Consider the following 19,971-nt stretch of genomic DNA (forward strand, 5'->3'; position numbering starts at 1 on the left):
CCCCGTCAACCCTGGGTTGACGATTAGCAGCCGCGGCGGACGAACTCGGTGAGGGACCAGCCGGTGCGGCCGTCGGGGAGGCGGACTTGGACCCAGGTGTCGCCGTCGCGGGGTTTGATCGGTGTCAGGCGATCTCCTCGGTAGACGGTTGCTACTACTACGCGGCTGCGGGGTGCCTCGCGGACGGTTGCGTCTTCCGCGCAAACTGTCAGCACCTCGTCGGTGGGCTCGTTGCCGTGGCTCAAGAATGCGGCGCCGACCCCACCGAGAACGGCGAGCACCGCCGCGCCTGCTACCAACCTCCCGACGCGAGCCCGCCCGGACAGCCGACCAGCCGACCCATCGGCCTGGATGTCGCCTCCTTCCGCCGCGCGGAGTGCGGTGGCGAAGGCTGCTGCGGTGGGGAATCGGTCGGCGGGATCTTTGGACATCGCGCGCTGGATGACGGGGTCGTATGGAGTGGCGGTGATGGGAGGCGGGAGCATGGCGACGGCGTAGGCGAGTTCGGGGAGGGTTCGTTGGGGGTAGGGGCGGCTTCCGGTGAGGAGCGCGTGGAGCGTGCCGCCCAACGCATAGACATCAGTTGCCGGGGTGACCGGTTCGCCGCGCCATTGTTCGGGGGCCATGTAGGCGACGGTTCCGGCCAACGAGCCGAGCGCGGGGCCGGAGGCACTGTGCAGCCAGGCGTCGTCGGTGAGGTCGAGCCCGGTGGTCGATTCGAGACTCGTGAGCTGACGCGCGACGCCGAAGTCCGCGACCAGTGGGCGGTCGCCGTCGAGGATGATGTTGGCCGGCTTGAGGTCGCGATGAATCACGCCGGCGTGATGGACGGCGTCGACGGCGTCCGCGACCGCGCCGAGTAGCGCCACGACGCGCGCGGCCGGCAGCGGGCCCTCGTCGTCCAGTAAATGCTGGAGATCCGGCCCGCTGAGCCGGTCCATCACGAGCCAGGCCTGGTCGCGCTCACCGCCGACCTCGTGCACGCGCACGACCCCGGGATGGACGACGGACGCCGCCAGCCGGGCCTCGCGGCGCAGCCGGTCACGGTACTGCGGGTTGACCAGTTCCGGATGCACAACCTTGACCGCGACGGACCCCCCATCGGCCAGCCGGCTCGCCGCGTACACCACCCCTGTCGCACCCGCACCCAGCGGCTCCGCCAGGCGGTAGCCAGGTACTTCGACGATCACGGAGGGCACATTAACCTGCACTGTCAGCTTCTGGAAGGGATTCTGCTGCCAGGTCGGTGAGGGGTGTCAGCTGTGCCAGCTCGGCAAGAACTTTGCGGCGGAAACGGTGCAGATTGCCCGGTTCGTCACCAGTTGCGCGCAGCGGGGAGAGCAGCTGGCGAACCGCCCGCCCGAGCTGATCGTCGGCGGCGTCGTCCACGATCGGCAGCAGCTCGCGGGCCTCGGCGAGGGACTGGCTGAGCAGCTTGAGCCGGATCGGCTCCTCCAGGAGGAGAGCCGCGATCCGGAGCATCCGGCGGCCGGCTTTCAGCGCGAGCTCGGGGCTGATCGGCTGGGCGGGGGCGTCCCGCTGGGAGCGGACGACGTCGATCCACGGCTCGATCGTCGCGCCGCGCCAGATCGGGCCGGAGGAGAGCTCGCCGTCCGGCTCGGGCATGCCGTGGCTGCGGCGCCGGCGCCAGGCGGTGACGAGCTGCCGGTTCAGGCCGAGCGCGGTCGCGATCTCGGCGATGCCGTAGAAGGCCCTGCGGTCCGCGCCCATCGGCTCACTGTATCCACTGATGACACCTGTTGCCATCTTGAGTGACACGTTCTACCGTCATCAGAGATGACAACTCAACGGAGGTTCTGATGACACGGAAGACCGCCCCCTTCCTCATCGCTCTCACCCTCGGCGCACTCGTCACCGGCACCGCGACCGCCCACGCGGTCGAGCCGCCCGAGCACGCGGTGATCACCTGCCAGGACGCGACCATGTACGAGAACTACAACTTCGCGATCCCCGGCCCGGTGAACCGGATCCGCACCCTGGAGAACGGCAACAAGGTCGGCCACACTCGCGGTAAGCACCCGGTGTACAACGGCTGGGCCTCGATCCAGGACTTCGGCCCGAACGACTGGGGTTTCGTCCGGTACGAGTGCCTCGGCGGCTGGGGAAGCTGGTGAACCGCGCCGTGCGGATCACCGCACTCACCGCCGCCCTGCTGACCGCCGGAACCGCACTGACCGCGGTTCCGGCCCACGCCGCCAACGGGACCGTCGGCGTCCGCGAGACCGTCTGCGCGGTCGACCTGGAACTGCGGGTCAAACCCGGCGGCGCCCGGATGGGCACGCTGCACAAACCGCAGACCTTCCTGGTCAAGGAGATCCGCGGCGAGTGGGCCTTCGGGTTCGCCTACGGCGACATCAACCACGACGGCTGGGTCCAGGACGGATGGTTCTGCTGATGCGCCGGCTGCTCGTGGCCGCGATCGCGGTCGTACTGCTGGGCATCGGCGTACCGGCGCAAGCCGTGAACCAGTACGTCACCAAAGGCAACGTCACCAAACCCGCGGCCTGTAACAACCACGGCACCATCCCCGCGGGCGGCTGGCTGGCCAACAAGTCCTGCGGCTACGTGATGGGGACGGCGATCGCCGGCACCCGTTTCGACGTCCACACCACCACGCCGAACAACTTCCACTTCGGCCGCTGGCGCGCCGGTGACGGCTCCAACTTCTGCGCCGTCCTCGTCCCGGCAGCGCTCGATCTGTCCGGCTCCACCCCGGTCGCCGCCAGCTGCTCGGCCGACACCAGCGAGCGCCTCTCGCATCGCCGCACCTTCGGCCGCGACTTCGACGCCGCACCCCACACCGGCAACGGCGCCATCATCGTCCGGATCAACCCGTCCGCCTGCACCGGCTACTACAACTACTTCACCGACTCGACCTACAGCACCGGCCGCCTCCGCGACCCCGTCAACTTCCCGCTCCCCGCCACCGGCGGCTACCGCTACTCCACCAACGACCTCGGCGCCTCGATGATCCGCGTCGACGCCCTCGGCGAAACCATCTGGCTCTTCGTTTCCCGCTCGTGCATCGCTTCCCAGCTCCCCGCCAACCTCAACAACCAGAACGACTGACGCTAACGACATGAGGTAGTCCACCCAGCGCCGCTCCGCGCGCCCCCGCCCCGCGTGCGGAGCTCCGCTCTCACCCACCACCTCATGTCGTTAGCTACCGTTTGCCGGGTGCACGGGATTGCGGATGTCATCGGGCCGGGGCTCAGGGTGCTGTTCTGCGGGATCAACCCGGGGCTGATGTCGGCGGAAACGGGACATCACTTCGCGCGGCCGGGGAATCGGTTCTGGCCGGCACTGCACTTGAGCGGGTTCACGCCGCGGCAGTTCCGACCGGATGAGCAGCGCGAGCTGCTGGACCTGAGGCTGGGAATCACGAATGTGGTGGAGCGGCCGTCGGCGAAGGCCGGAGAGTTGAGCCGGGCCGAGCTGGTGGCGGGAGGGGAGCGACTGGTGGCGAAGGTACTCGACCATCAGCCGGCCTGGTTGGCGGTCGTGGGAGTGACGGCGTACCGGGACGCATTCGGGGAGCGGGACGCCGGGATGGGCCTGCAGGACAAGCGGATCGGGTCCACTCGGGTATGGGTGCTGCCCAATCCGAGTGGACTCAATGCGCACTACACGTTGCCCAAGCTCGCGGCGGCGTTCGCCGAGCTGGAGCACGTCAGTTGAGGGCCTTGCGGAGCGTCGAGATCGCGAGCTCGATGGCGGCCGTCGCGGCGTAGGTGTCACGGAGGGCGTCGAGCATCACGAAGTCGTGGATGATCGCGGCGAACCGGACGGCGGTCGTCGGGACGCCGGCCTCGAGCAGCTTGGCCGCGTAGGCCTCGCCCTCGTCGCGCAGGACGTCGGCCGCGCCCGTGATGACCAGCGCCGGGGGCAGCCCGGTCAGCTGCTCGGTGGTCGCGCGCAGCGGTGACGCGGTGATCTGGTTCCGCTCGGCCTCATCGGTCGTGTACTGGTCCCAGAACCACTTCATCCCGTCCCGCGCCAGGAAGTACCCCTCGGCGAACTCCCGGTACGACGCCGTGTCGAACGACGCGTCCGTGACCGGGTAGAACAGCACCTGCTGGACGAAGTTCACGTCGCCGCGCTCCTTGGCGAGCAGCGTGACGGCCGCGGTCATGTTGCCGCCGACCGAGTCGCCCGCGATCGCCAGCCGGGACGCGTCCAGCCCGTGGTCCTTGCCGGAAGCAACGATCCAGCGGGCGACCGCGTAGTTCTGCTCCAGCGCGTGCGGGTAGCGAACCTCCGGCGACAGGTCGTACTCCGGGAACACCAGCGCCGCACCGGCGCCGACGGCCAGCTCACGGACGAGCCGGTCGTGGGTGTGCGCGTTGCCGAAGACCCAGCCCGCGCCGTGGATGTAGAGGATGACCGGGAGGACGCCGGTCGCGCCCTGCGGCTTGATGATCCGCGCCCGCGTCCCGTCCGCGGCGGTGATCCACTCCTCGTCGACCGGCAACTTCGGGTAGTCGGTGGTCTGCACCTCGTCGACGGCCTTCCGGCCCTCGGCCGGCGCCAGCTCGAACAGGAACGGCGGCTTCGCGGTCGCGTCGGCGAAGGCCTGCGCGGCGGGCTCCAGAACAGTCATTGCAATCTCCTCCTGGCGGGTCCGAAAGTGGAGAACGTGCGTTCTCCGCGATGTCCTGTACTCTAGGAGAACGATGGTTCTCCGCGCAAGGTGGCGCGGGTCACAGAGGAGGAGACGGATGGCGATCGACACGGCGACGGCCCAGCAGCAGGTGCTCGACGCGGCCGACGCGCTGTTCTACGAGCGCGGCGTCCAGGCCGTCGGGATGGACGCGATCCGGACGGCGTCCGGCGTCTCGCTGAAGCGCCTCTACCAGCTGTTCCCGTCCAAGGACGTGCTGATCGAGGCCTACCTGGACCGTCGCGAGATCCTCTGGCAGACCATGCTCGCCGACCACGTCGACGCCAAGACCGATCCGCGGGAGCGCATCCTCGCGGTCTTCGACTTCCTCTACGCCTGGTCCAATCAGCACGACTACCGCGGCTGCGCGTTCATCAACGCGTTCGGCGAGCTCGGCACGGTCACGCCGCGCGTCGCCGAGCTGGCGCTGCAGCACAAAGAAGGCTTCCGCCAGGCCCTCATCAAGCTGGCGACCGCGGCCGACGCCACCGACCCCGAGCGCCTCGCCGACCACCTGATCCTGCTCAGCGAAGGCGCGATCACCCGCTCCGCGATCTCCGGCTCCGCGGACCCGGCCCTCCGCGCCCGCGAGGCCGCCACCCTGATCCTGGACGCCTCCCTCCCCCGCTGACTCGCTCATTCGGCAGGATGGGTCCATGCGTGCCCAGGAGCTGCTCCGGTCGATCGACGATCTCCCGTACGGCGAACGCCTCCGTCTGCTCTCGGTCGAAGGCCGCCGTCTCCCCGCGGCCGACCGCCAGACCCTCCTCACCGAGCTGGGCGCCGGCAGCCCCTTCGAACGCGGCCTCGGCCTCACGATCGCCCAGGCCACCGGCGACGTCGCCTACGTCACGCGACTGCTCCGCGACCCGGTCCCCGCCGTCCAGTCCCAGGCGCTCGCCGCCGTCGGCAACGGCGTCCCGGTCTCGGACGACGACCTCCGCATCCTGTACGACGACGCCCCGGCCGCCCTCCGCACGCGGCTGCTGCACCTCATCCGCAAGACCCGCCGCACCCAGCTGGCCGCCCGCCTCATCGACAACCACCGCGAACGCTGGGGCGACCAGGCCGCCGCCGGCCTGCTCAACGCCACCGACGCCGCGACCGTCGAGCGCCTCCTCCCCGAGCTCGCCTACTGCCTCGGCCCGGGCGAATGGCACCGCCTCGGCGCCCGCCACCCGCAGGCCGTCCTCGCCCACGCCACGACCACGCTCCCCGCCGGCCCCGACCGCGACGAGTGGTGGCAGGGACCGGCGTACGGCGTCCTCGGCGTCCTCGATCGCCGGCCCGCGCCCGCCACCCTGCTGCTGATCCGCGCGCTCCCGCCCGGGCAGTTGCCGACAGCAATCATCGAGGTCGTCGGCCGGCTCCTCGACCACGATCCCCTGGTCCTCGAGATCCTCCTCGACCCCGACCTCGCCCACACCCTCCCCCAAGCCCTCACCCCCGGCGTCCGCCGCCGCCTGCACCGCTACCCGGACGACGACCTGATCGAGCTCGGCCACCTCCTCTGGCCCGACCCCACACTTCTCCTCGAGGACCTTCCCCCAAGCCGCCGAGCCAAGATCTTCACCGCCGTCACCCGATCGGTAGACCTCGGCCAAACGGTCCTCCCGACGCGCCTGCTGTCGGCCCTCCCCCACCGGCTCCGCGCCGAACAAACCCGCCGGATGCTGACGCTCACCGCGGTCACGGACCATCCGCAGCAGCTCTGGCGGACCACGGCGTACCTGCCGTACGACGAAGCCTTCGCGCTGCTCGAACCCGAGATCCAGCGGCCCGATCCGAACGATCGCGCCGCGGTCTACCGGTCGGTCGTCGAGGCGGCCGGGCATTCCCGCGACTCCGCAACTATCAACACCGCACTCAGCTGGGTGTCCCGAGTCCGCAACGACCGGGACTCGGTCCGGCAGAGCGTGCTGCACGCGGTGGCGGGGCTGCCCGCCTCCGGGCTGACCGACGGCGCCGTCGAGGCGCTACAGACCCTGCTGACCGATGCGCTCAACGCACGCGACCTGTCCTGGGGCAGTCGGCACGAGTTGACCGAGATCGCTCAGACCGCAGTCAAACAAGGGGCCCTGCGCAACCAGAGCGCGCTGCTCGAGTGGGGTCTGCAGGCGCACGCTCGACTCACCGACAACCAAGGCTCGATCATGCTGTACGGCCTGATCGACGGTCTGCCGCACGGTCACGAGCTGGCCGTGTACGACGCGCTCCGCAAGTACGTCGACGCCGGCGTCGCCCGGAACGAGTTCCGGCTGCCGTTCGCGATCGCGCGCGCGTTCGACCGGCGCGGCTGGACGATCGAGCACCTCCAGGACGCGCTGGAGGCAGGAGTCTGGTCGAACCAGGAGTACACCGTCGGCGAGGCCTGCGAACTCTGGCTGTGGCCCCGGCGCACCCGCGCCGAACGGATCGGCCGCATCCTCCAGCGCGACGTCGGCATGGCCCAGTGGGATCACGTGTGGGGTGGTGTCACCCAGCTGCGGACCGACCTGCTCGACGCCGTGCTCGCTGACCCGGACCGCATCCATCGTTTCGACCGTGACAACGCACGCTGGCACGTCGCCGACCGAACCCTCCAGCATTGGTTGCCGCGGCAGCAAGGGCGGTACGCCGAGCTGGTCGCGCAGGCCGCGGCGGATGAGCGGATGCCGGAGTGGGCGCGGGCGAACGCGGTGTCGACCTTGGGGCGGGTGCCGGGCGTGGGCCGGGCGGCGTTGGAGCCGTTCCTGGCCGACGAGAACGTGTTGTTGCAGGAGGCCGCGCTGAGCGCGTTGGCGTGGACCGACTCGCCGCAGGACGTGTTGCCGGTGCTGCTGACGCATGCCGGGGACGACCGCGCTCGGGTGGCAATGTACGCCGCGACGCGGGCGGCGCGGTTCGTGCGACCGAGTCTGCTGCCGGGGTTGCTGCATCCGATCCTGATCGGCGACGGGATGAAGGTGACGTCGCGCAAGGAGGCGGCGCGGCTCCTCGGCTCGCTGCGCGCGCCAGGCGCGAGCGCCGTCCTCACGGATGCTTGGGCGTCGGCACATCGTGACGTGCGGGCCGCGATCACCAGCGCGGCCTCGCTCTACCTCCTGCACGAGCCGGCCAGCTGGGCGTTGCTGCAGCAGGCCGTCCACGACAGCGACGCGACGGCGATTGTTCTGACGCAGCGTCCGGCGTACGGGCTCGCCAGTAAGTACCGGGCCCGGTACGCCGATCTGCTCGTGGCGGTCGCGAACCGGCCCGAGCCCGAGGTCGTTCGGGCCGCACTGCGGGCGATGCCGCGCTGGGCGCGGTGGAGTCGGTCGGTCGCGCCGGTCTGCGCCGGGTTCATCTCCGATCTACGGGCGCGGACGTGGAACGAGGCGACGGTCGCACTGGTCGCTATCGTGGGCGCCGATCCGCAGCTCGGGCTGGATGAGTTGCTCGCGACCGTGCGACTGCTCGTCCGGCTGGAAGCCGACCCCAACCTGCCGAACGCGACGCCGGAGCGCGACCACCCGGCCCGGCAACGCCTGACCGTGTTGCTGACCAGGTTGCCGGACCGGACGGCCGCCGAACGTCAGACCCTGCGAGCCGTCGCGGCCGAGCTGGTCGGGCCGGACCTTCTCAACCTGCAGCTCGGCCTGCTCGTCCGCGCCGTCGAGTGGACCGAGCTCGACGGGTTGGTCGCAACCGACCGGCCGATCACGACGTACACAACCGCCACCGCACTCGGTGCGCGCCTGAGCCGGACCGAGGCGCACTGGACGCCCGACCAGCTGGAGCCCATCGCGCGCGATTTGGTCAGCCGTGCACCGCTGTTCGCCTGGGCGATCATCGGCGCGGCCGGACGCCGGACCGGGTGGGCGCAGCCGTGGCGTGAACTGCTGGTTGCCCTGCGCAACCACCCGGAGGCCGACGTCCGGCACCTTGCCTTGGAGATCCTTACCGCCGCGGAGGGTTGAGGGCGGCGCCGACCTGCTTGAGGAGGTCGGCGTACTGCTGCTCCATGCGGCCGTCGCGGCTCGGGCCGACGTTGAGCAGGTACTGGTAGCCGTGGTCGCGCTGGTAGGTCTCCTCGCCGACGATGTCGTCGAGGGTGCGCGGGCCCGGCGACTGGTCGTTGTGGAACCAGTCCCAGTTGCTGCTGCTGATCATGTCCGACATCTGGATCGGGTCGGTCAGACCGGCCGGCGGGCGGCCGTCCTCGTACTCCAGGACGTCGGACGTGGCCAGGCTGTCATTCTTGTCGTTGTTGACGATCGTGGTGTTCGGCGAGACGTTGCGGACGAAGTCACGGACCTGGTCGTACGGGATCTTCCCGTAGCCCGGGGCGAAGGTCCACGCGTCGAACCAGAGCTGGTCGATCGCGCCGTACTGGGTGAGCAGCTCCCGGAGCTGGTTGATCACCAGCTCGGTGTTCTCGCCGTTCGTCCGGTCCCAGATCGAGTAGTAGAAGCCGACGTTCAGACCGGCCGCGCGGAAGGAGTCGGCGTACTGGCGGACGACGTCGCGCTGATAGGGGCTCTTGGCAACGTCGTACTCGTTGGCCGCGGTGTCCCAGAGCGCGAAGCCGTCGTGGTGCTTGGTGGTCAGGACGCCGTACTTCATCCCGGCGCTCTTCGCGATCGCGGCCCACTGGTCGGTGTCGAGGTTGGTCGGGTTGAAGACCGACGGCGAGGTACCGGGGGTCGCCCACTGCTCGTTGGTGTACGTCGCGACGCCGTAGTGGATGAACATGCCGAACTGGTTCTCACGGATGTGCCGCGCGACATCCGGGGCGCCGACCGGCTGGTCGCCGAAGATCTGCACCTCGGCCAGCGTGAGGTAGTTCGTCAGCGTGGACTGGATCCGCACGTACCTAGCCGTTCGCCGGACGTCGATCGTCCGGTCCGCCCCGATGTTGCGCACCCGGGTCGCGGTCACGCCGGGCTGGCGCAGCGTGCGCGCCAGATCCGTCGAGGCGAACGGCTTGTCCGACGTCAGCACGTAGAAGTCGCGCAGCCGGTCCGCGCAGCAGTCGGTCCGGTTGAAGACCCGGACCGTCGTCACCCGCTGGCTGCTGCGGAGGTCGGCCTCCCACCACGGCTGGTGCTCGCTCTTGGTGTTGCTGAGGGAGGCCTTGTCGACGTCCTGAGCCCGCGTCGGCACGCCTCCGTCCAGCACACTCGACTGCGTGGTCTTCGCGGCCAGCGCCAGGTTCCGGTACTTCTGCACCTCGACCGGGCCGCGGTAGACCTCGACCTCGGCCAGCGCCAGCGGGTTGTGCCCGGCGAGCTGGACCCGGACGTACCGGCCCTCGCGCCCGATCGGCACCTCGACCTTCCCGGCCACCCGATCCACGTGGTACGCCGAAACGCCGCGCTGCTTGCGGGCGGCGGCCAAGGAGCTGGTGGTGATCGGCTCGTTCGACACCAGCACGTAGAAGTCCGCGAGCCGGCCGATACAACAGTCGGTGCGGTTGTAGATCGCGACGCGGCCGATCGGCTTCCGGCTCTCCAGGTCGACCTGCCACCAGGCCTCGTCCTGCTCGTCGGTGTGTGACAGCGAGCCGTTCCAGAAGCCGCCGTCCCGGTTGCCGTCGACCGCGCGGGACGCGGGCGCGGCGGTCGCGTACTCCGAGCTCTGGGTCGCGGTCCGGCCGCGGGCAAGGTTCTCATCGGCCGGCGCGGGCGCGGCCGGCGCCGGGACGGCGATCGCGGACGCGACCAGACCGCTCCCCATCAGTACGGCCAGCCAGCGGCGGGCACGCACGGCACCACGTGATCTCACGACAGTCTCCTGACGTCATCGGGCGGGACGGCAGGAGCGTAGAAGATTAATTCGGAAAAAACTAGATCCTATAGGATCTACGTTTCCTCCTTTTTCGCCGCCTCCCGTTTCCGGCGCTTACCCTCGTGCATCGCCACCACCCGCGCGATCGGGATCGCCCGGCCTTCCACGAGCAGATCCTCCGGCAGCCGCTGCGGCGCCGGCAGCTGGGCGGCCCAGCGATCGACGCCGGCCAGCTGCTCGACCGCGGTCTTCACGGTGAAGTCCCGCGGGGAGACCTGGTCCAGGTCGTCCCACCCGACCGGGAACGACACCGGCGTCCCGGGCCGGATCCGCGGGCTGTACGCCGAAACCAGCGTCGCGCCACCCGCGCGGGTCGAGTCGACGAACACCTTCCCGTGCCGGTCCTCCTTGATGTACGCCGTCGTCGCGACCTCCGGATCGAGCGCCGCCGCCCGCGCCGCGATCGCCCGGGTGGCCGCGGCCGCGTCATCGATCGGCACCGACTCGTCGATCGGCACGATCACGTGCACGCCCTTGGCCCCGCTCGTCTTCACCGCGCCCGAGAGCCCGGCGTCCGCCAGCGCCTGCCGCACCAGGAAGGCCGCCTGCACCGCCTTCCCGAAGGTGTCCTCCCCCTCCGGCGGATCCAGGTCGAGCACCAGATGCGTCACCCGCCCGTCCAGCATCAACGTCGGGTGATACTCCACCGCCCGCTGGTTCGCGAACCACAACAACGTCCGCCGGTCGTCGCACAGCGCGTACCGCACCTCGCGTTTGGACGCCTCCGCCCACACGCCCACCGTCCGCACCCACTCCGGCGTGTACTTCGGCACGTTCTTCTGCATGAACGCCGGCTGCCCTGGCCGAATCCGCACCACCGACAACGGCCGCCCTCGCAACCCCGGCAGCACCCACTCCCGCACCGCATCCAGATAGTCGACCAGATCCCGCTTGGTCGCCTCAGCCCCGTCGAACAACGGCTGATCCAGATTCGTCAGATCGACCCCGTCACGCGTCTCATCCGGCTTCCTCGCCATCCCCCGAGCTTAAGCGCCGGACGCCCCGCACTCACCAACTTTGCGGAGTACCGGCTCGCGCCGCCTGGCTGAGCGTGGCCAGGCGGCCCTGGGAGGAGCTGGTGAGTGTCTGGCGTCCGCCTCAACCAACCAACCTGAGCACAGCCTCCAGCACCACCCGATCCTCGCCCGGTTCGAGGGTCTGCGGATTCAGCGCGATCTCGTCGGCGGCGACGCCAAAGGTGCCGACGGAGATCCGCGGGTCGCCGTCCCAGAGGGCGTCGATGAGGGTTTGGCGGTCGGGGTGGCGGATGATGCAGCGGCCGTGCGGCTGACCGGCTTCGCTGGGATAGCCGCGGTAGGCGGTGATGCCGGGGATGTCCTGCAAACCGTCGACCCACAACGCGACCGAACGCTCGTAGCCGGCGAGGAGCGCGGTTTCGTCCTGCGCCAGCGTCCATTCGACTGCGGCCAAGAGACCGAAGAGCTCTTCCTTACCGACCTTCAGCCCGCGACCGATCTCCTGGTTCGGCGAAGCGTGTCGCCGGCACCGATCGACCAACCACTCCCGCCCCAGCACCAACCCGGTGGTCTGCGGCCCCCGCAACCCCTTCCCACCGCTGAAGATGGCGGCGTCCGCGCCGAGCTCGGCGGTGAAATGCCAGAGGGAGGAAACGGGTGGGATCTGGGCGGCCGCGTCGACGATCACGGGGACGCCGTTGGCGACGCGGATGACTTCTTCGATGGATAGCGCGCCGGAGGCGTAGTGAGCGCCGGCGAACCAGAGGATGCAGGCCGGACGCCGTTCCAGCGCCGCCTCCAGCTCCTCGACGGATGGGCCCACTTCGACGATGCGGGCGCCGGTGAGCCGAGCCGAGTAGTCGTAGCCGTTCCGTTGCGAGGCGAACATGACGACTTCGGCTTCGACCGGGAAGGCCTGCGCGGGTTCGCCGATACAGGCGGCGACGACGAGCGTGATCGCAGCCGCGGCGCCGGCGGTGACGCAGGCGGACTCGTTGCGAGTGAGGGCGGCGAGACGCTCGCCGACTTCGAGGTAGCAGCCCGGGAGGTCGACGAAGTGCCGGGACGCTTCGGCCATCGCTTCGATGACCGGCGGCGGCATGAGCGAGCCGCCGAGGACGGTCAGCGTGGCGTTGGCATTGATGACGGGGCGCAGCTTCATCGGACGAACTTCGACAGCGCCGGGACGCCGCAGCGCTCGGCGAGCCAGGCGTCGTAGAAGTCGGCGTCCGTCCCGTCCAGGTGCGTCACGGCGTAAGCCTCGCCGGCGGGGAGAGCGTCGACGAGTGGCGCGTACCAGTCGGCGTCCTCGACGGCGACCAAGGTGTTCGCCCGCACCGAAGGCGCGTGCCGGATCGGGTCGAAGTAGTCGAGCGTCCGTCCGACGACCTCGGCCGAGGAGCCCGCCCGGAGGTGGTCGTTCAGCTCCTCCAGCGGGTAGTGGCTGGACCGCAGCCGCGCCTCCATCGCGCGGTAGAGCACCAAATCCGACACCCGCGCCGCCGTGATGCCAGTACGCCGAGCCGCGGTCAGAACGGCCAGCTCGTTACCGACCACCGCGACCCGGCCGGGGTCGACCTCGGACAGCCCGATCAAGAACTCGGCCGCCCGCAGGCAGTCCGCGACGATCGCCCGATAGATGTACGCCGCCGGGTCGTCGATCCCGAGCGTCAACAGCCCCGGGTACGCCGCCTGGAACGTCTCGTCGGCCAGTCGCTGTCCGCGGTGCATCAACGTCAGGACGACGTACCGGCTGCGGTCGTTCAGGTGAGCCATGTTGTTGACACTGCCGTAGCGCGGCACCTGCAACAGCGCCGGGAACGGACCGGCTCCGGTCGGGATGCTGAGCGACCCGTAGATCCGCTGCGGGCCGACGCTCGTCAGCCGGACGGCGAAGCTCGTCGCCTCCGGCGTCGTCCGGGCCGGGACCGGATCGAGGACCGGCCGGGCCGCGATCGTCGCCAGCTCGTCGTCGACGGCTTTCCAGTAGGCGTCGAAGTCCATCTCAGATCCCCGGTTTCAAGTGGTCGGCCAGGAAGTCCTCGACCACCCGCAGCACCCCGGGCAATCCAGCGTGATGCGCGCAGTTCGGATAGGTGTGCAGCGTCTTCTCGCCGGGTAGCGCGCGGTGCAGCGCGAACCCGGTCTCGGGCGGACACACGTCGTCCTCGAGACCGAGGTAGATCATCGTCGGCGCCTGGACCGCGGGCGCGAAGTTCAGCCCGTCGTAGTACGCGACGGTCTCCCGGACGCGATCGACGTCCTTCGGATGCAGGCGCAGGTACTCGTTGATCTCCTCGTACGGGTACGAGCGCGTCAGCGTCGGGGCCGCCATGATGCCGCAGAGGTAGGGCGCGCCGCAGGCGACGGCCTTGATCACCTCCGGGCGCAGCGCCGCCGTACTGATCCCGAGGCCGCCGCCCTGACTCGACCCGGCCAGCCCGATCCGCTCGCTGTCGACCTCCGGGCGACCGAGCAGGACGTCGACCGCGCGGACGACGTCCAGATAGAAACCGCGGTAGCCGTAGGTGTTGTGGTCGACGATGTTGTGCGTCAGCAGGCCTGGGTAGCCAGGGTTGAAGACGGCGTTCGACCGGAGCTTGCCGCGCGGGGCGACCGCGAGCGCGGCGTACCCCAGCTCGGCCCACTCCTTCGGGATCGTCGGCTCGGAGATGTAGCCCGGGATCGTGATCAGGCCCGGGTACGGCGCCGAGCCGGCCCGCGGGACGGCGTACCAGGCCGAAACCCGCAGACCGCCGAAGCTGACGTAGGACACGTCGTACACGACGACCTTGTCCGTCGACAGCGTCGGCATCTCGGTCAGCCGCGGCTCGAGCGGGTACGACGCGCAGTCGGCCAGGCCCGCGGCCCAGAACGCGTCGAAGTCGGCGGGCCGTTCGACGTCGATCGGCGTGTTCTCCAGGTCTCTCACGCAGCGTCCTCCCGTCGCGGCGCTTCCAGCGCGGTGCCGTCGGCCGCCGCGAACAGATGCAGCCGGTTCGGATTGAAGCCGACGTAGACCGGGCTGTCGTGACCGAGCCGGAACGGCGTCGGCACCCGCGCCTTCAGCAGCTCGTCCTCGATCCGGACCGTGACCAGGACGTCGGGCCCGAGCGGCTCGGAGACGAACACGCGCCCCTGCCGGTACCCCTCGACCGGGGTCGGCGACAGCGACACGTCCTCGGGCCGGATGCCGAGGACGACGTCCGCAGGCTGGTCGCCGGACACGCTGATCGGCTGGCTGAACGCCGGACTGCGGAACATCCGGACGCCGTCGACGTCCGCCAGCTCACCGGTGACGAAGTTCATCGGCGGCGAGCCCATGAACGAGGCGACGAACCGGTTCGCCGGGCGTTCGTAGATCTCCTCCGGTGTCGCGCACTGCTGGATGACGCCGTCCCGCATCACCGCGATCCGGTCCGACATCGTCATCGCCTCGACCTGGTCGTGGGTGACGTAGATGAACGTCCGCGCGACGTCGACGTGCAGGCGCTTGATCTCGGCCCGCATCAGCACCCGCAGCTGGGCGTCCAGGTTGGACAGCGGCTCGTCGAGCAGATAGGCGCCGGCATCGCGGACGATCGCCCGCCCGAGGGCCACTCGTTGCCGTTGGCCACCGGACAGTTCGCGCGGCTTGCGGTCCAGCAAGTCCTCGATGTCGAGCGTCCGGGCCGCCTGCAGCACCTGCTCGTCGATCGTTGCCTTGGGCACCCGCATCATCTTCAGCGCGAAGCCGATGTTCTGCCGGACGGTCTTGTGCGGGTAGAGCGCGTAGCTCTGGAACACCATCGCGACATCGCGTTTGTTGGCCGGCAGCCAGCTGACCGGTTTGCCGTCGAAGAACACGTTGCCGCTGGTCGCCCGCTCCAGCCCGCAGATCATCCGCAGCGTCGTCGACTTCCCGCACCCGGACGGACCGACCAGCGTCAGGAACTCCTGGTCGCGGATCGTCAGGTTCAGATCGTCCACGACCGTCTTGCCGCCGAACGACTTGGTGATTCCTTCGAGTCGTACTTCTGCCATCGTCTCAGCCCTTCACGGATCCGGCGGCCATCCCCTGCACCAGCTTGCGCTGGAAGAGGAGCGCCAGGACGAGCGGCGGGACGACCGCGAGCACACCGGCCGCGGCCATCACCGTGAACTGGGTGTTGAAGTCGGTGGCGAAATTCGCCGCCACCACCGGGATCGTCTTCGCGGCCTTCGTACTGGTCAGGAACAGCGCGAACATGAACTCGTTCCACGCGGTCATGAACGCGAACACCGCCGCCGCGACCAGCCCCGGCGCCGCGACCGGCAGGAACACCGACCACATCGTCCGGAACCACCCGCACCGATCCACCCGCGCGGCCTCCTCGAGCTCCCGCGGCACCGACCGGAAGAAGTCCTTGAGGATCCAGATCGTGATCGGCAGCGCGAACGTCGTGTACGACAGGATCAGCGCCAGATACGTGTCCAGTAACCCGAACGACCGCATCAGCAAGTAGAACGGGATGATGATCGCGATCCCCGGCACCATCCGCGTCAGCAGGTACAGCACCAGCAGCACCTGACTCCCCCGGAACTTCAGCCGGCTGAACGAGTACGCCGCGAACGTCGCCAGCGCCAGATTCAGCACCGCCGTCGCCGACGCCACGACCAAGCTGTTCCGCAACGAGTACGGCGTCTCCGACACCGCCCGCCCACCGACCAGCTCCTGCGCCGCGTCCGGATTCACGAACCCCAGATAGTTCTCCAGCGTCGGATCCACCGGCACCCAGTTCGGCGGCACCGCGATCGCATCCGCCTCGTGCATGAAACTCATCGCCACGATCCAGTAGAACGGCAGCACCAGATACAACCCGAACGCCACCGCCAGCACGTACAACCCGATCTTCTTGAACGGAACCCGATACCGGAGCGGAGCCTGCACAACGGTCGTCATACTTCGAAATTTCCCTTCCGGTAGAGGAGGCCGATGTAGCCGACCGAGATGAGGAGGGTGATGGCGGTGATGACCCAGGCGTAGGCGGAGCCGAGGCCGAAGTCGGTGAAGGTGAGGACGGTCTGGACGTCGAGGAGGGCGATGGTGGTGGTGGCGTCGCCGGGGCCGCCGCCGGTGAGGACGTAGATGGTGTCGAAGGCGCGGAAGGCGTTCATCGTCTCGAGGATGAGGACGATGAGGAGGGGGTGGAGGAGCCAGGGGACGGTGACCTGGGTGAAGCGGCGGAAGGGGCCGGCGCGGTCGACCGTGGCGGCGTCGTACAGCTCGGAGGGGATGGTGGACAGGCCGGCCAGCAGGATGATCACCGAGAACGGGAGGGTGTTCCAGACCTGGGCCAGGGCGGTGAAGAGGAAGGCGCCGGTGCCGGAGGTGAGCCAGGCCTGGTAGCTGTCGATCAGGCCGAGCTGGGTGAGCAGGCCGTTCAGGGCGCCGGTCTTGGCGTCGAAGATCGTTCGCCACATCAGGCCGTTCACGACGCCGGGCATTGCCCAGGGCAACAAGGCGAGACTGAGCAGCAGCCCGCGGCCGCGGAACCGCTCGTTCAGCACCAGGGCCAGGATCAGCGCGAGCACGACCGTCATGCCGAGGACGACCAGCACGAACAGCCCGGAGACCTTGAGCGCGGACAGGAAGGCGTCGTCGGTGAGCAGCGCCTTGTAGTTGTCCAGGCCGATGAAACGCTTGGCCCGCGGGCGTTTCAGGTTGTTGCGCTGCATGCTGACGTAGAAGGAGTAGCCGATCGGGTAGGCGACCAGCAGGGAGATCACCACGATGGCCGGGGCGTTCAGCGCCCAGGCCTTCGCGTTGTCGCCCAGCGGCCGGCGTTCGGTCAGGACCGTCACGTCAGCTGTACTTCTTCTTCAGCGTCTCGGCCGTCTGCGCGAGACTCGCGACCGCGGCGGCCGGCTGCGTCTGGTTGCTCAGCACGCCCTGGACGACCTTGTGCATCTCGGTCTCGAACTCGGTGTACCAGGCGACGCCGAGCACGTTCCGCGGCCGGGCGATCTCGGCCAGCTGCGCGTAGATCGCCGGATCCGCGAACTTCTTCAGCGACGCGACGATCTCCGGATCCTTGGCCAGCTCCTTGTAGGCGAAGCCGAGGCCGCGCTGCTGGAACCAGAACTTCGCGGTGTACGGCTGCTTGTCCGCGTCGAAACCGCCCAGGTAGGTGAGCAGCTTGAAGGCGTCGTCCTTGACCTCGGTGTCCTTGGCCAGGCCGTACATCCGGGTGTTGCTGATCGTCCCGTGCACCTTGCCGTCGAGGCTCGGCACCAGCGCCATCTTCATCTTGCCGGCCGCCTTCGACTTCTGCGGATCGTTGTAGTCGCGCAGCGCGTACCGGGCCCCGATCGTGAACGCGTACCGGTTGGCCTTCATCGCGTTGTCGACCGGCACCGGCAGCAGCTGCAGGGACGCCGGGTCGAGCACCTTCGACTTGTTGGCCGCGTCCTGCAGCCAGGTCAGGACATCCTTGGTGACGGTGTCGGTCGTGTTCATGATCGGCGCCTGCTGGTCGTCGAACATGTCGCCGCCGCTGGAGTAGACCAGCCCCCAGACCCACGCCCACCAGGTGTCGGACAGCTGGGCCGGCAGCCCGATCGGGTGCTCCAGCAGGCCCATGCTCTTGATCTTCGCGGCCTGCGCCTCGAGCTCCTCCAGGCTGGCCGGCGGCTTGCTGAAGCCGGCCTTCGAGAGGATCTCGGCGTTGTAGATCAGGCAGTTCGAGTCGGTGTAGTAGGGCAGGCCGTAGCGCTTGCCCTGGTAGGTCATCGCCTCCGCGTTCCCGGGGAAGATCGCGGCGTACACGTCGTCCACTCCGGGCAGGCCGTCGATCGGCTGCAGGTACTCGCCTTCGACCCAGGCGGCGAGCGAATCGTCGTACACGTAGAGGGCGTCCGGACCGCCGCCGCCGGTGAACTCCGCGACCACCTTCTGCACGTACTGCGCGCTGGTGATCGGCGTGTAGTTGACCTTCACGTTGCTGGCCTTGGTGAAGTTGTCCAGGTTCTGCTGGACGAGCGTGGCCTCGTAGTCCCAGCCTTCGAACTTCACGCTGCCGTCCCCGGCGTCTCCACCGGAGCCGTTCGAGCAGGCGGCGAGGACGCCGGGTGCGGCCGTGGCGGTCAGGCCGAGGCCGGCGAGCTTCAGGACCTGGCGGCGGTTGAGCTCCATGGTGTTCCCTTCAGGGATTGGGCGATGCGTAGCCGGTACAGACGCGTCGGGCGTCCTTTCGGGTGGTGCTGCGCAGTCCCCTCGTCGCTGACCAGGCCACCGGCGTCGAGGGTGCGGATCAGGCGGCGTCCGCTCTGATCGGTGATACCGAGCCGGTCGGCGAGCTCTCCAGGCGAGATCGCACGTCCTTCCAGCTCGTGGTCGAGCGCGGCCAGCCGCGACACCGTCGCCGCGCTGAGACCGACGGATTTCGCGAGCCGTTCGACGTGGTCGCCGTGCTCGCGGTAGGAGAAGCTGAGCGCCTCCCGGTCGGCGGTGGACTTCGGGCCCATCGGCCCGATGATCACGCCGCTGTCCTCGATCAGGTACGCGCACGGCTCGTCCTCCTGCTCCGCCCGGGCCGCCGCCCGCTCGGCGAGCAGCACGCAGTTGCGGGCGGACACCCCGACCCCGAACCCGGCCGAGACCTGCGCGCCGAGCGCCGTCCCGGCCTCGGCCAGCGCCGGGACGGCGACCCAGTTGCGGGTCACACGCTCGAACAGCGCCTTGTGCGCGAAGACCACGACGCCGCGGCGGCCCCGGTCCTCGATCCAGGCCCCGGCGAACTCGGGGGTGTTCAGCAACAAGTTCATCAGGCCGACCCGGGCCCGCTCCTCGTCCGCGGCCCGCGAGACCAGGAACACCCCGGCCGCGAACCGCTGCGCGCTCGCGCGATCGGACTCGATCCGCAGCGCCAGCTCGTGCAGCTCGGTGCGGATCGTGGCCGGCACCGGCATCCCGCTCAGGATCCCGAACGCGTCGTCCGCGAGCTGTTCACGGACGGCGGCGCGGACGCTGATCACGTACCCGCGATCGCCGAACCGCTGGTACGCCGTCCGATGGAAGTCGACGATCTCCTCGACGGACTGGGTCGGCGCGTACGGCAGGCTGGCGATCTGGTCCCGATCGAGCTCCAGCGCGTCGAGGACGGCGTCCACCGCTTCGGCCGGGAACGTGTCGATGCTGACCGGCGTCCGGCCCCAGCCGCGTTGCTGCGCGCGGTAGAGCGCCAGCGTCAGATCGAGCGCCGACGGACGGACGACGCCGACCGGCAACCCCGGCGGGAGCAGCTCGCGGCTCGCCGTGTACGGCACCGGACCGGCGAGGAAGCCGTCCAGCCGGGTGTTGGCCAGGAACTCGGCGACCTTCTCGCGGACGTTCTCCTCGTGGTCGTAGCTGACCCACTCCAGATCGACCCCACGCAAGGTGCTGGCCGCCTCGCGGAACAGCTTCCCGTGCGTCGAGTGGGTGACGACACCGATCACGATCGACAACGTTTTACGCTCCATGTTCGGAAATGATTCGTTAATCCG

General features: G+C 69.4%; 19 protein-coding genes. 6 read left to right on the top strand and 13 right to left on the bottom strand.

The genetic code is table 11. From position 1 onward, the window contains the following. Nucleotides 1–23 precede the first annotated feature (23 nt). Nucleotides 24–1,190 carry a serine/threonine protein kinase gene (locus ACZ6ZD_RS19395; RefSeq protein ID WP_465673923.1) on the bottom strand — a complete coding sequence of 389 codons (1,167 nt, stop codon included), beginning with the start codon at nucleotides 1,188–1,190 and terminating at the stop codon, nucleotides 24–26. A 10-nt stretch (nucleotides 1,191–1,200) separates the two neighbouring features. Beyond that, nucleotides 1,201–1,731, bottom strand: coding sequence for a hypothetical protein (locus tag ACZ6ZD_RS19400; protein ID WP_465673925.1), 531 nt, complete (start codon nucleotides 1,729–1,731; stop codon nucleotides 1,201–1,203). Nucleotides 1,732–1,820: 89 nt separating this feature from the next. Here ACZ6ZD_RS19400 and ACZ6ZD_RS19405 point away from each other — a divergent pair, with 89 nt between their 5' ends. From ACZ6ZD_RS19405 to mug, 4 genes are all read left to right on the top strand, one after another. After that, entirely contained in the window at nucleotides 1,821–2,135 is a 315-nt protein-coding gene (locus ACZ6ZD_RS19405) for a hypothetical protein (RefSeq protein WP_465673927.1), read from the top strand. Continuing rightward, nucleotides 2,132–2,416, top strand: a complete 285-nt coding sequence (locus tag ACZ6ZD_RS19410) for a hypothetical protein (RefSeq protein ID WP_465673929.1) — start codon at nucleotides 2,132–2,134, stop codon at nucleotides 2,414–2,416. Before ACZ6ZD_RS19405 ends, ACZ6ZD_RS19410 begins: the two co-directional genes overlap by 4 nt. Then, nucleotides 2,416–3,090 (top strand): hypothetical protein, encoded by a 675-nt coding sequence (locus ACZ6ZD_RS19415; protein ID WP_465673930.1) that lies wholly within the window; start codon nucleotides 2,416–2,418, stop codon nucleotides 3,088–3,090. The genes ACZ6ZD_RS19410 and ACZ6ZD_RS19415 overlap by 1 nt, the downstream gene beginning before the upstream one ends. Nucleotides 3,091–3,198: 108 nt before the next feature. Further along, nucleotides 3,199–3,699: a G/U mismatch-specific DNA glycosylase gene (mug, locus tag ACZ6ZD_RS19420; protein ID WP_465673932.1), complete on the top strand. Its 501-nt coding sequence runs from the start codon at nucleotides 3,199–3,201 to the stop codon at nucleotides 3,697–3,699. On the opposite strand, the gene ACZ6ZD_RS19425 is transcribed toward mug, so the two are convergent. Continuing rightward, nucleotides 3,692–4,621, bottom strand: coding sequence for an alpha/beta hydrolase (locus ACZ6ZD_RS19425; protein WP_465673934.1), 930 nt, complete (start codon nucleotides 4,619–4,621; stop codon nucleotides 3,692–3,694). The two genes, mug and ACZ6ZD_RS19425, sit on opposite strands and share 8 nt — an antisense overlap. A 118-nt stretch (nucleotides 4,622–4,739) precedes the next feature. On the opposite strand from ACZ6ZD_RS19425, the gene ACZ6ZD_RS19430 reads away from it, so the two are divergent. Further along, nucleotides 4,740–5,312 carry a TetR/AcrR family transcriptional regulator gene (locus ACZ6ZD_RS19430; RefSeq protein ID WP_465673936.1) on the top strand — a complete coding sequence of 191 codons (573 nt, stop codon included), beginning with the start codon at nucleotides 4,740–4,742 and terminating at the stop codon, nucleotides 5,310–5,312. Between the two features lie 25 nt (nucleotides 5,313–5,337). Then, a complete protein-coding gene (locus ACZ6ZD_RS19435) occupies nucleotides 5,338–8,619 on the top strand; it encodes a hypothetical protein (protein ID WP_465673938.1) in 3,282 nt (1,093 codons plus the stop codon). On the opposite strand, the gene ACZ6ZD_RS19440 is transcribed toward ACZ6ZD_RS19435, so the two are convergent. The 10 genes from ACZ6ZD_RS19440 to ACZ6ZD_RS19485 all read right to left on the bottom strand — a co-directional run bounded on the left by ACZ6ZD_RS19440 (nucleotide 8,600) and on the right by ACZ6ZD_RS19485 (nucleotide 19,947). Continuing rightward, a complete protein-coding gene (locus ACZ6ZD_RS19440) occupies nucleotides 8,600–10,426 on the bottom strand; it encodes an alpha-L-fucosidase (protein WP_465673940.1) in 1,827 nt (608 codons plus the stop codon). The genes ACZ6ZD_RS19435 and ACZ6ZD_RS19440 overlap by 20 nt on opposite strands. A gap of 77 nt (nucleotides 10,427–10,503) precedes the next feature. Further along, entirely contained in the window at nucleotides 10,504–11,466 is a 963-nt protein-coding gene (locus ACZ6ZD_RS19445; RefSeq protein ID WP_465673942.1) for a DNA polymerase domain-containing protein, read from the bottom strand. Nucleotides 11,467–11,587: 121 nt separating this feature from the next. Then, the gene (locus ACZ6ZD_RS19450) at nucleotides 11,588–12,628 is read right to left on the bottom strand and encodes a hypothetical protein (RefSeq protein ID WP_465673944.1); all 1,041 of its coding nucleotides are present in this window, start codon (nucleotides 12,626–12,628) and stop codon (nucleotides 11,588–11,590) included. Beyond that, nucleotides 12,625–13,470, bottom strand: a complete 846-nt coding sequence (locus ACZ6ZD_RS19455; RefSeq protein ID WP_465673945.1) for an acetylxylan esterase — start codon at nucleotides 13,468–13,470, stop codon at nucleotides 12,625–12,627. The genes ACZ6ZD_RS19450 and ACZ6ZD_RS19455 overlap by 4 nt, the downstream gene beginning before the upstream one ends. Nucleotide 13,471: 1 nt before the next feature. Next, nucleotides 13,472–14,398, bottom strand: coding sequence for an acetylxylan esterase (locus ACZ6ZD_RS19460; RefSeq protein ID WP_465673947.1), 927 nt, complete (start codon nucleotides 14,396–14,398; stop codon nucleotides 13,472–13,474). Next, nucleotides 14,395–15,489 (bottom strand): ABC transporter ATP-binding protein, encoded by a 1,095-nt coding sequence (locus ACZ6ZD_RS19465; RefSeq protein ID WP_465673949.1) that lies wholly within the window; start codon nucleotides 15,487–15,489, stop codon nucleotides 14,395–14,397. The genes ACZ6ZD_RS19460 and ACZ6ZD_RS19465 overlap by 4 nt, the downstream gene beginning before the upstream one ends. Nucleotides 15,490–15,493: 4 nt before the next feature. Continuing rightward, complete coding sequence (locus ACZ6ZD_RS19470; RefSeq protein WP_465673951.1) at nucleotides 15,494–16,387, bottom strand: carbohydrate ABC transporter permease; 894 nt, start codon at nucleotides 16,385–16,387, stop codon at nucleotides 15,494–15,496. Continuing rightward, on the bottom strand, nucleotides 16,384–17,289 hold the full coding sequence (locus tag ACZ6ZD_RS19475; protein ID WP_465673953.1) for a carbohydrate ABC transporter permease: 906 nt from the start codon (nucleotides 17,287–17,289) through the stop codon (nucleotides 16,384–16,386). Before ACZ6ZD_RS19475 ends, ACZ6ZD_RS19470 begins: the two co-directional genes overlap by 4 nt. A 1-nt stretch (nucleotide 17,290) precedes the next feature. Then, nucleotides 17,291–18,619 (bottom strand): extracellular solute-binding protein, encoded by a 1,329-nt coding sequence (locus ACZ6ZD_RS19480; RefSeq protein WP_465673955.1) that lies wholly within the window; start codon nucleotides 18,617–18,619, stop codon nucleotides 17,291–17,293. Then, entirely contained in the window at nucleotides 18,592–19,947 is a 1,356-nt protein-coding gene (locus ACZ6ZD_RS19485; RefSeq protein ID WP_465673957.1) for a hypothetical protein, read from the bottom strand. The genes ACZ6ZD_RS19480 and ACZ6ZD_RS19485 overlap by 28 nt, the downstream gene beginning before the upstream one ends. Nucleotides 19,948–19,971 lie beyond the last annotated feature (24 nt).

Source organism: Kribbella sp. NPDC104218 (genome assembly GCF_055584105.1).

Excerpts from the sequence above, each read along its gene's own strand:
- ACZ6ZD_RS19400 (WP_465673925.1), bottom strand. The coding sequence starts at position 1,731 with ATGGGCGCGGACCGCAGGGCCTTCTACGGCATCGCCGAGATCGCGACC.
- ACZ6ZD_RS19405 (WP_465673927.1), top strand. The coding sequence starts at position 1,821 with ATGACACGGAAGACCGCCCCCTTCCTCATCGCTCTCACCCTCGGCGCA.
- ACZ6ZD_RS19415 (WP_465673930.1), top strand. The coding sequence starts at position 2,416 with ATGCGCCGGCTGCTCGTGGCCGCGATCGCGGTCGTACTGCTGGGCATC.
- ACZ6ZD_RS19425 (WP_465673934.1), bottom strand. The coding sequence starts at position 4,621 with ATGACTGTTCTGGAGCCCGCCGCGCAGGCCTTCGCCGACGCGACCGCG.
- ACZ6ZD_RS19430 (WP_465673936.1), top strand. The coding sequence starts at position 4,740 with ATGGCGATCGACACGGCGACGGCCCAGCAGCAGGTGCTCGACGCGGCC.
- ACZ6ZD_RS19435 (WP_465673938.1), top strand. The coding sequence starts at position 5,338 with ATGCGTGCCCAGGAGCTGCTCCGGTCGATCGACGATCTCCCGTACGGC.
- ACZ6ZD_RS19445 (WP_465673942.1), bottom strand. The coding sequence starts at position 11,466 with ATGGCGAGGAAGCCGGATGAGACGCGTGACGGGGTCGATCTGACGAAT.
- ACZ6ZD_RS19450 (WP_465673944.1), bottom strand. The coding sequence starts at position 12,628 with ATGAAGCTGCGCCCCGTCATCAATGCCAACGCCACGCTGACCGTCCTC.
- ACZ6ZD_RS19455 (WP_465673945.1), bottom strand. The coding sequence starts at position 13,470 with ATGGACTTCGACGCCTACTGGAAAGCCGTCGACGACGAGCTGGCGACG.
- ACZ6ZD_RS19465 (WP_465673949.1), bottom strand. The coding sequence starts at position 15,489 with ATGGCAGAAGTACGACTCGAAGGAATCACCAAGTCGTTCGGCGGCAAG.
- ACZ6ZD_RS19470 (WP_465673951.1), bottom strand. The coding sequence starts at position 16,387 with ATGACGACCGTTGTGCAGGCTCCGCTCCGGTATCGGGTTCCGTTCAAG.
- ACZ6ZD_RS19480 (WP_465673955.1), bottom strand. The coding sequence starts at position 18,619 with ATGGAGCTCAACCGCCGCCAGGTCCTGAAGCTCGCCGGCCTCGGCCTG.
- ACZ6ZD_RS19485 (WP_465673957.1), bottom strand. The coding sequence starts at position 19,947 with ATGGAGCGTAAAACGTTGTCGATCGTGATCGGTGTCGTCACCCACTCG.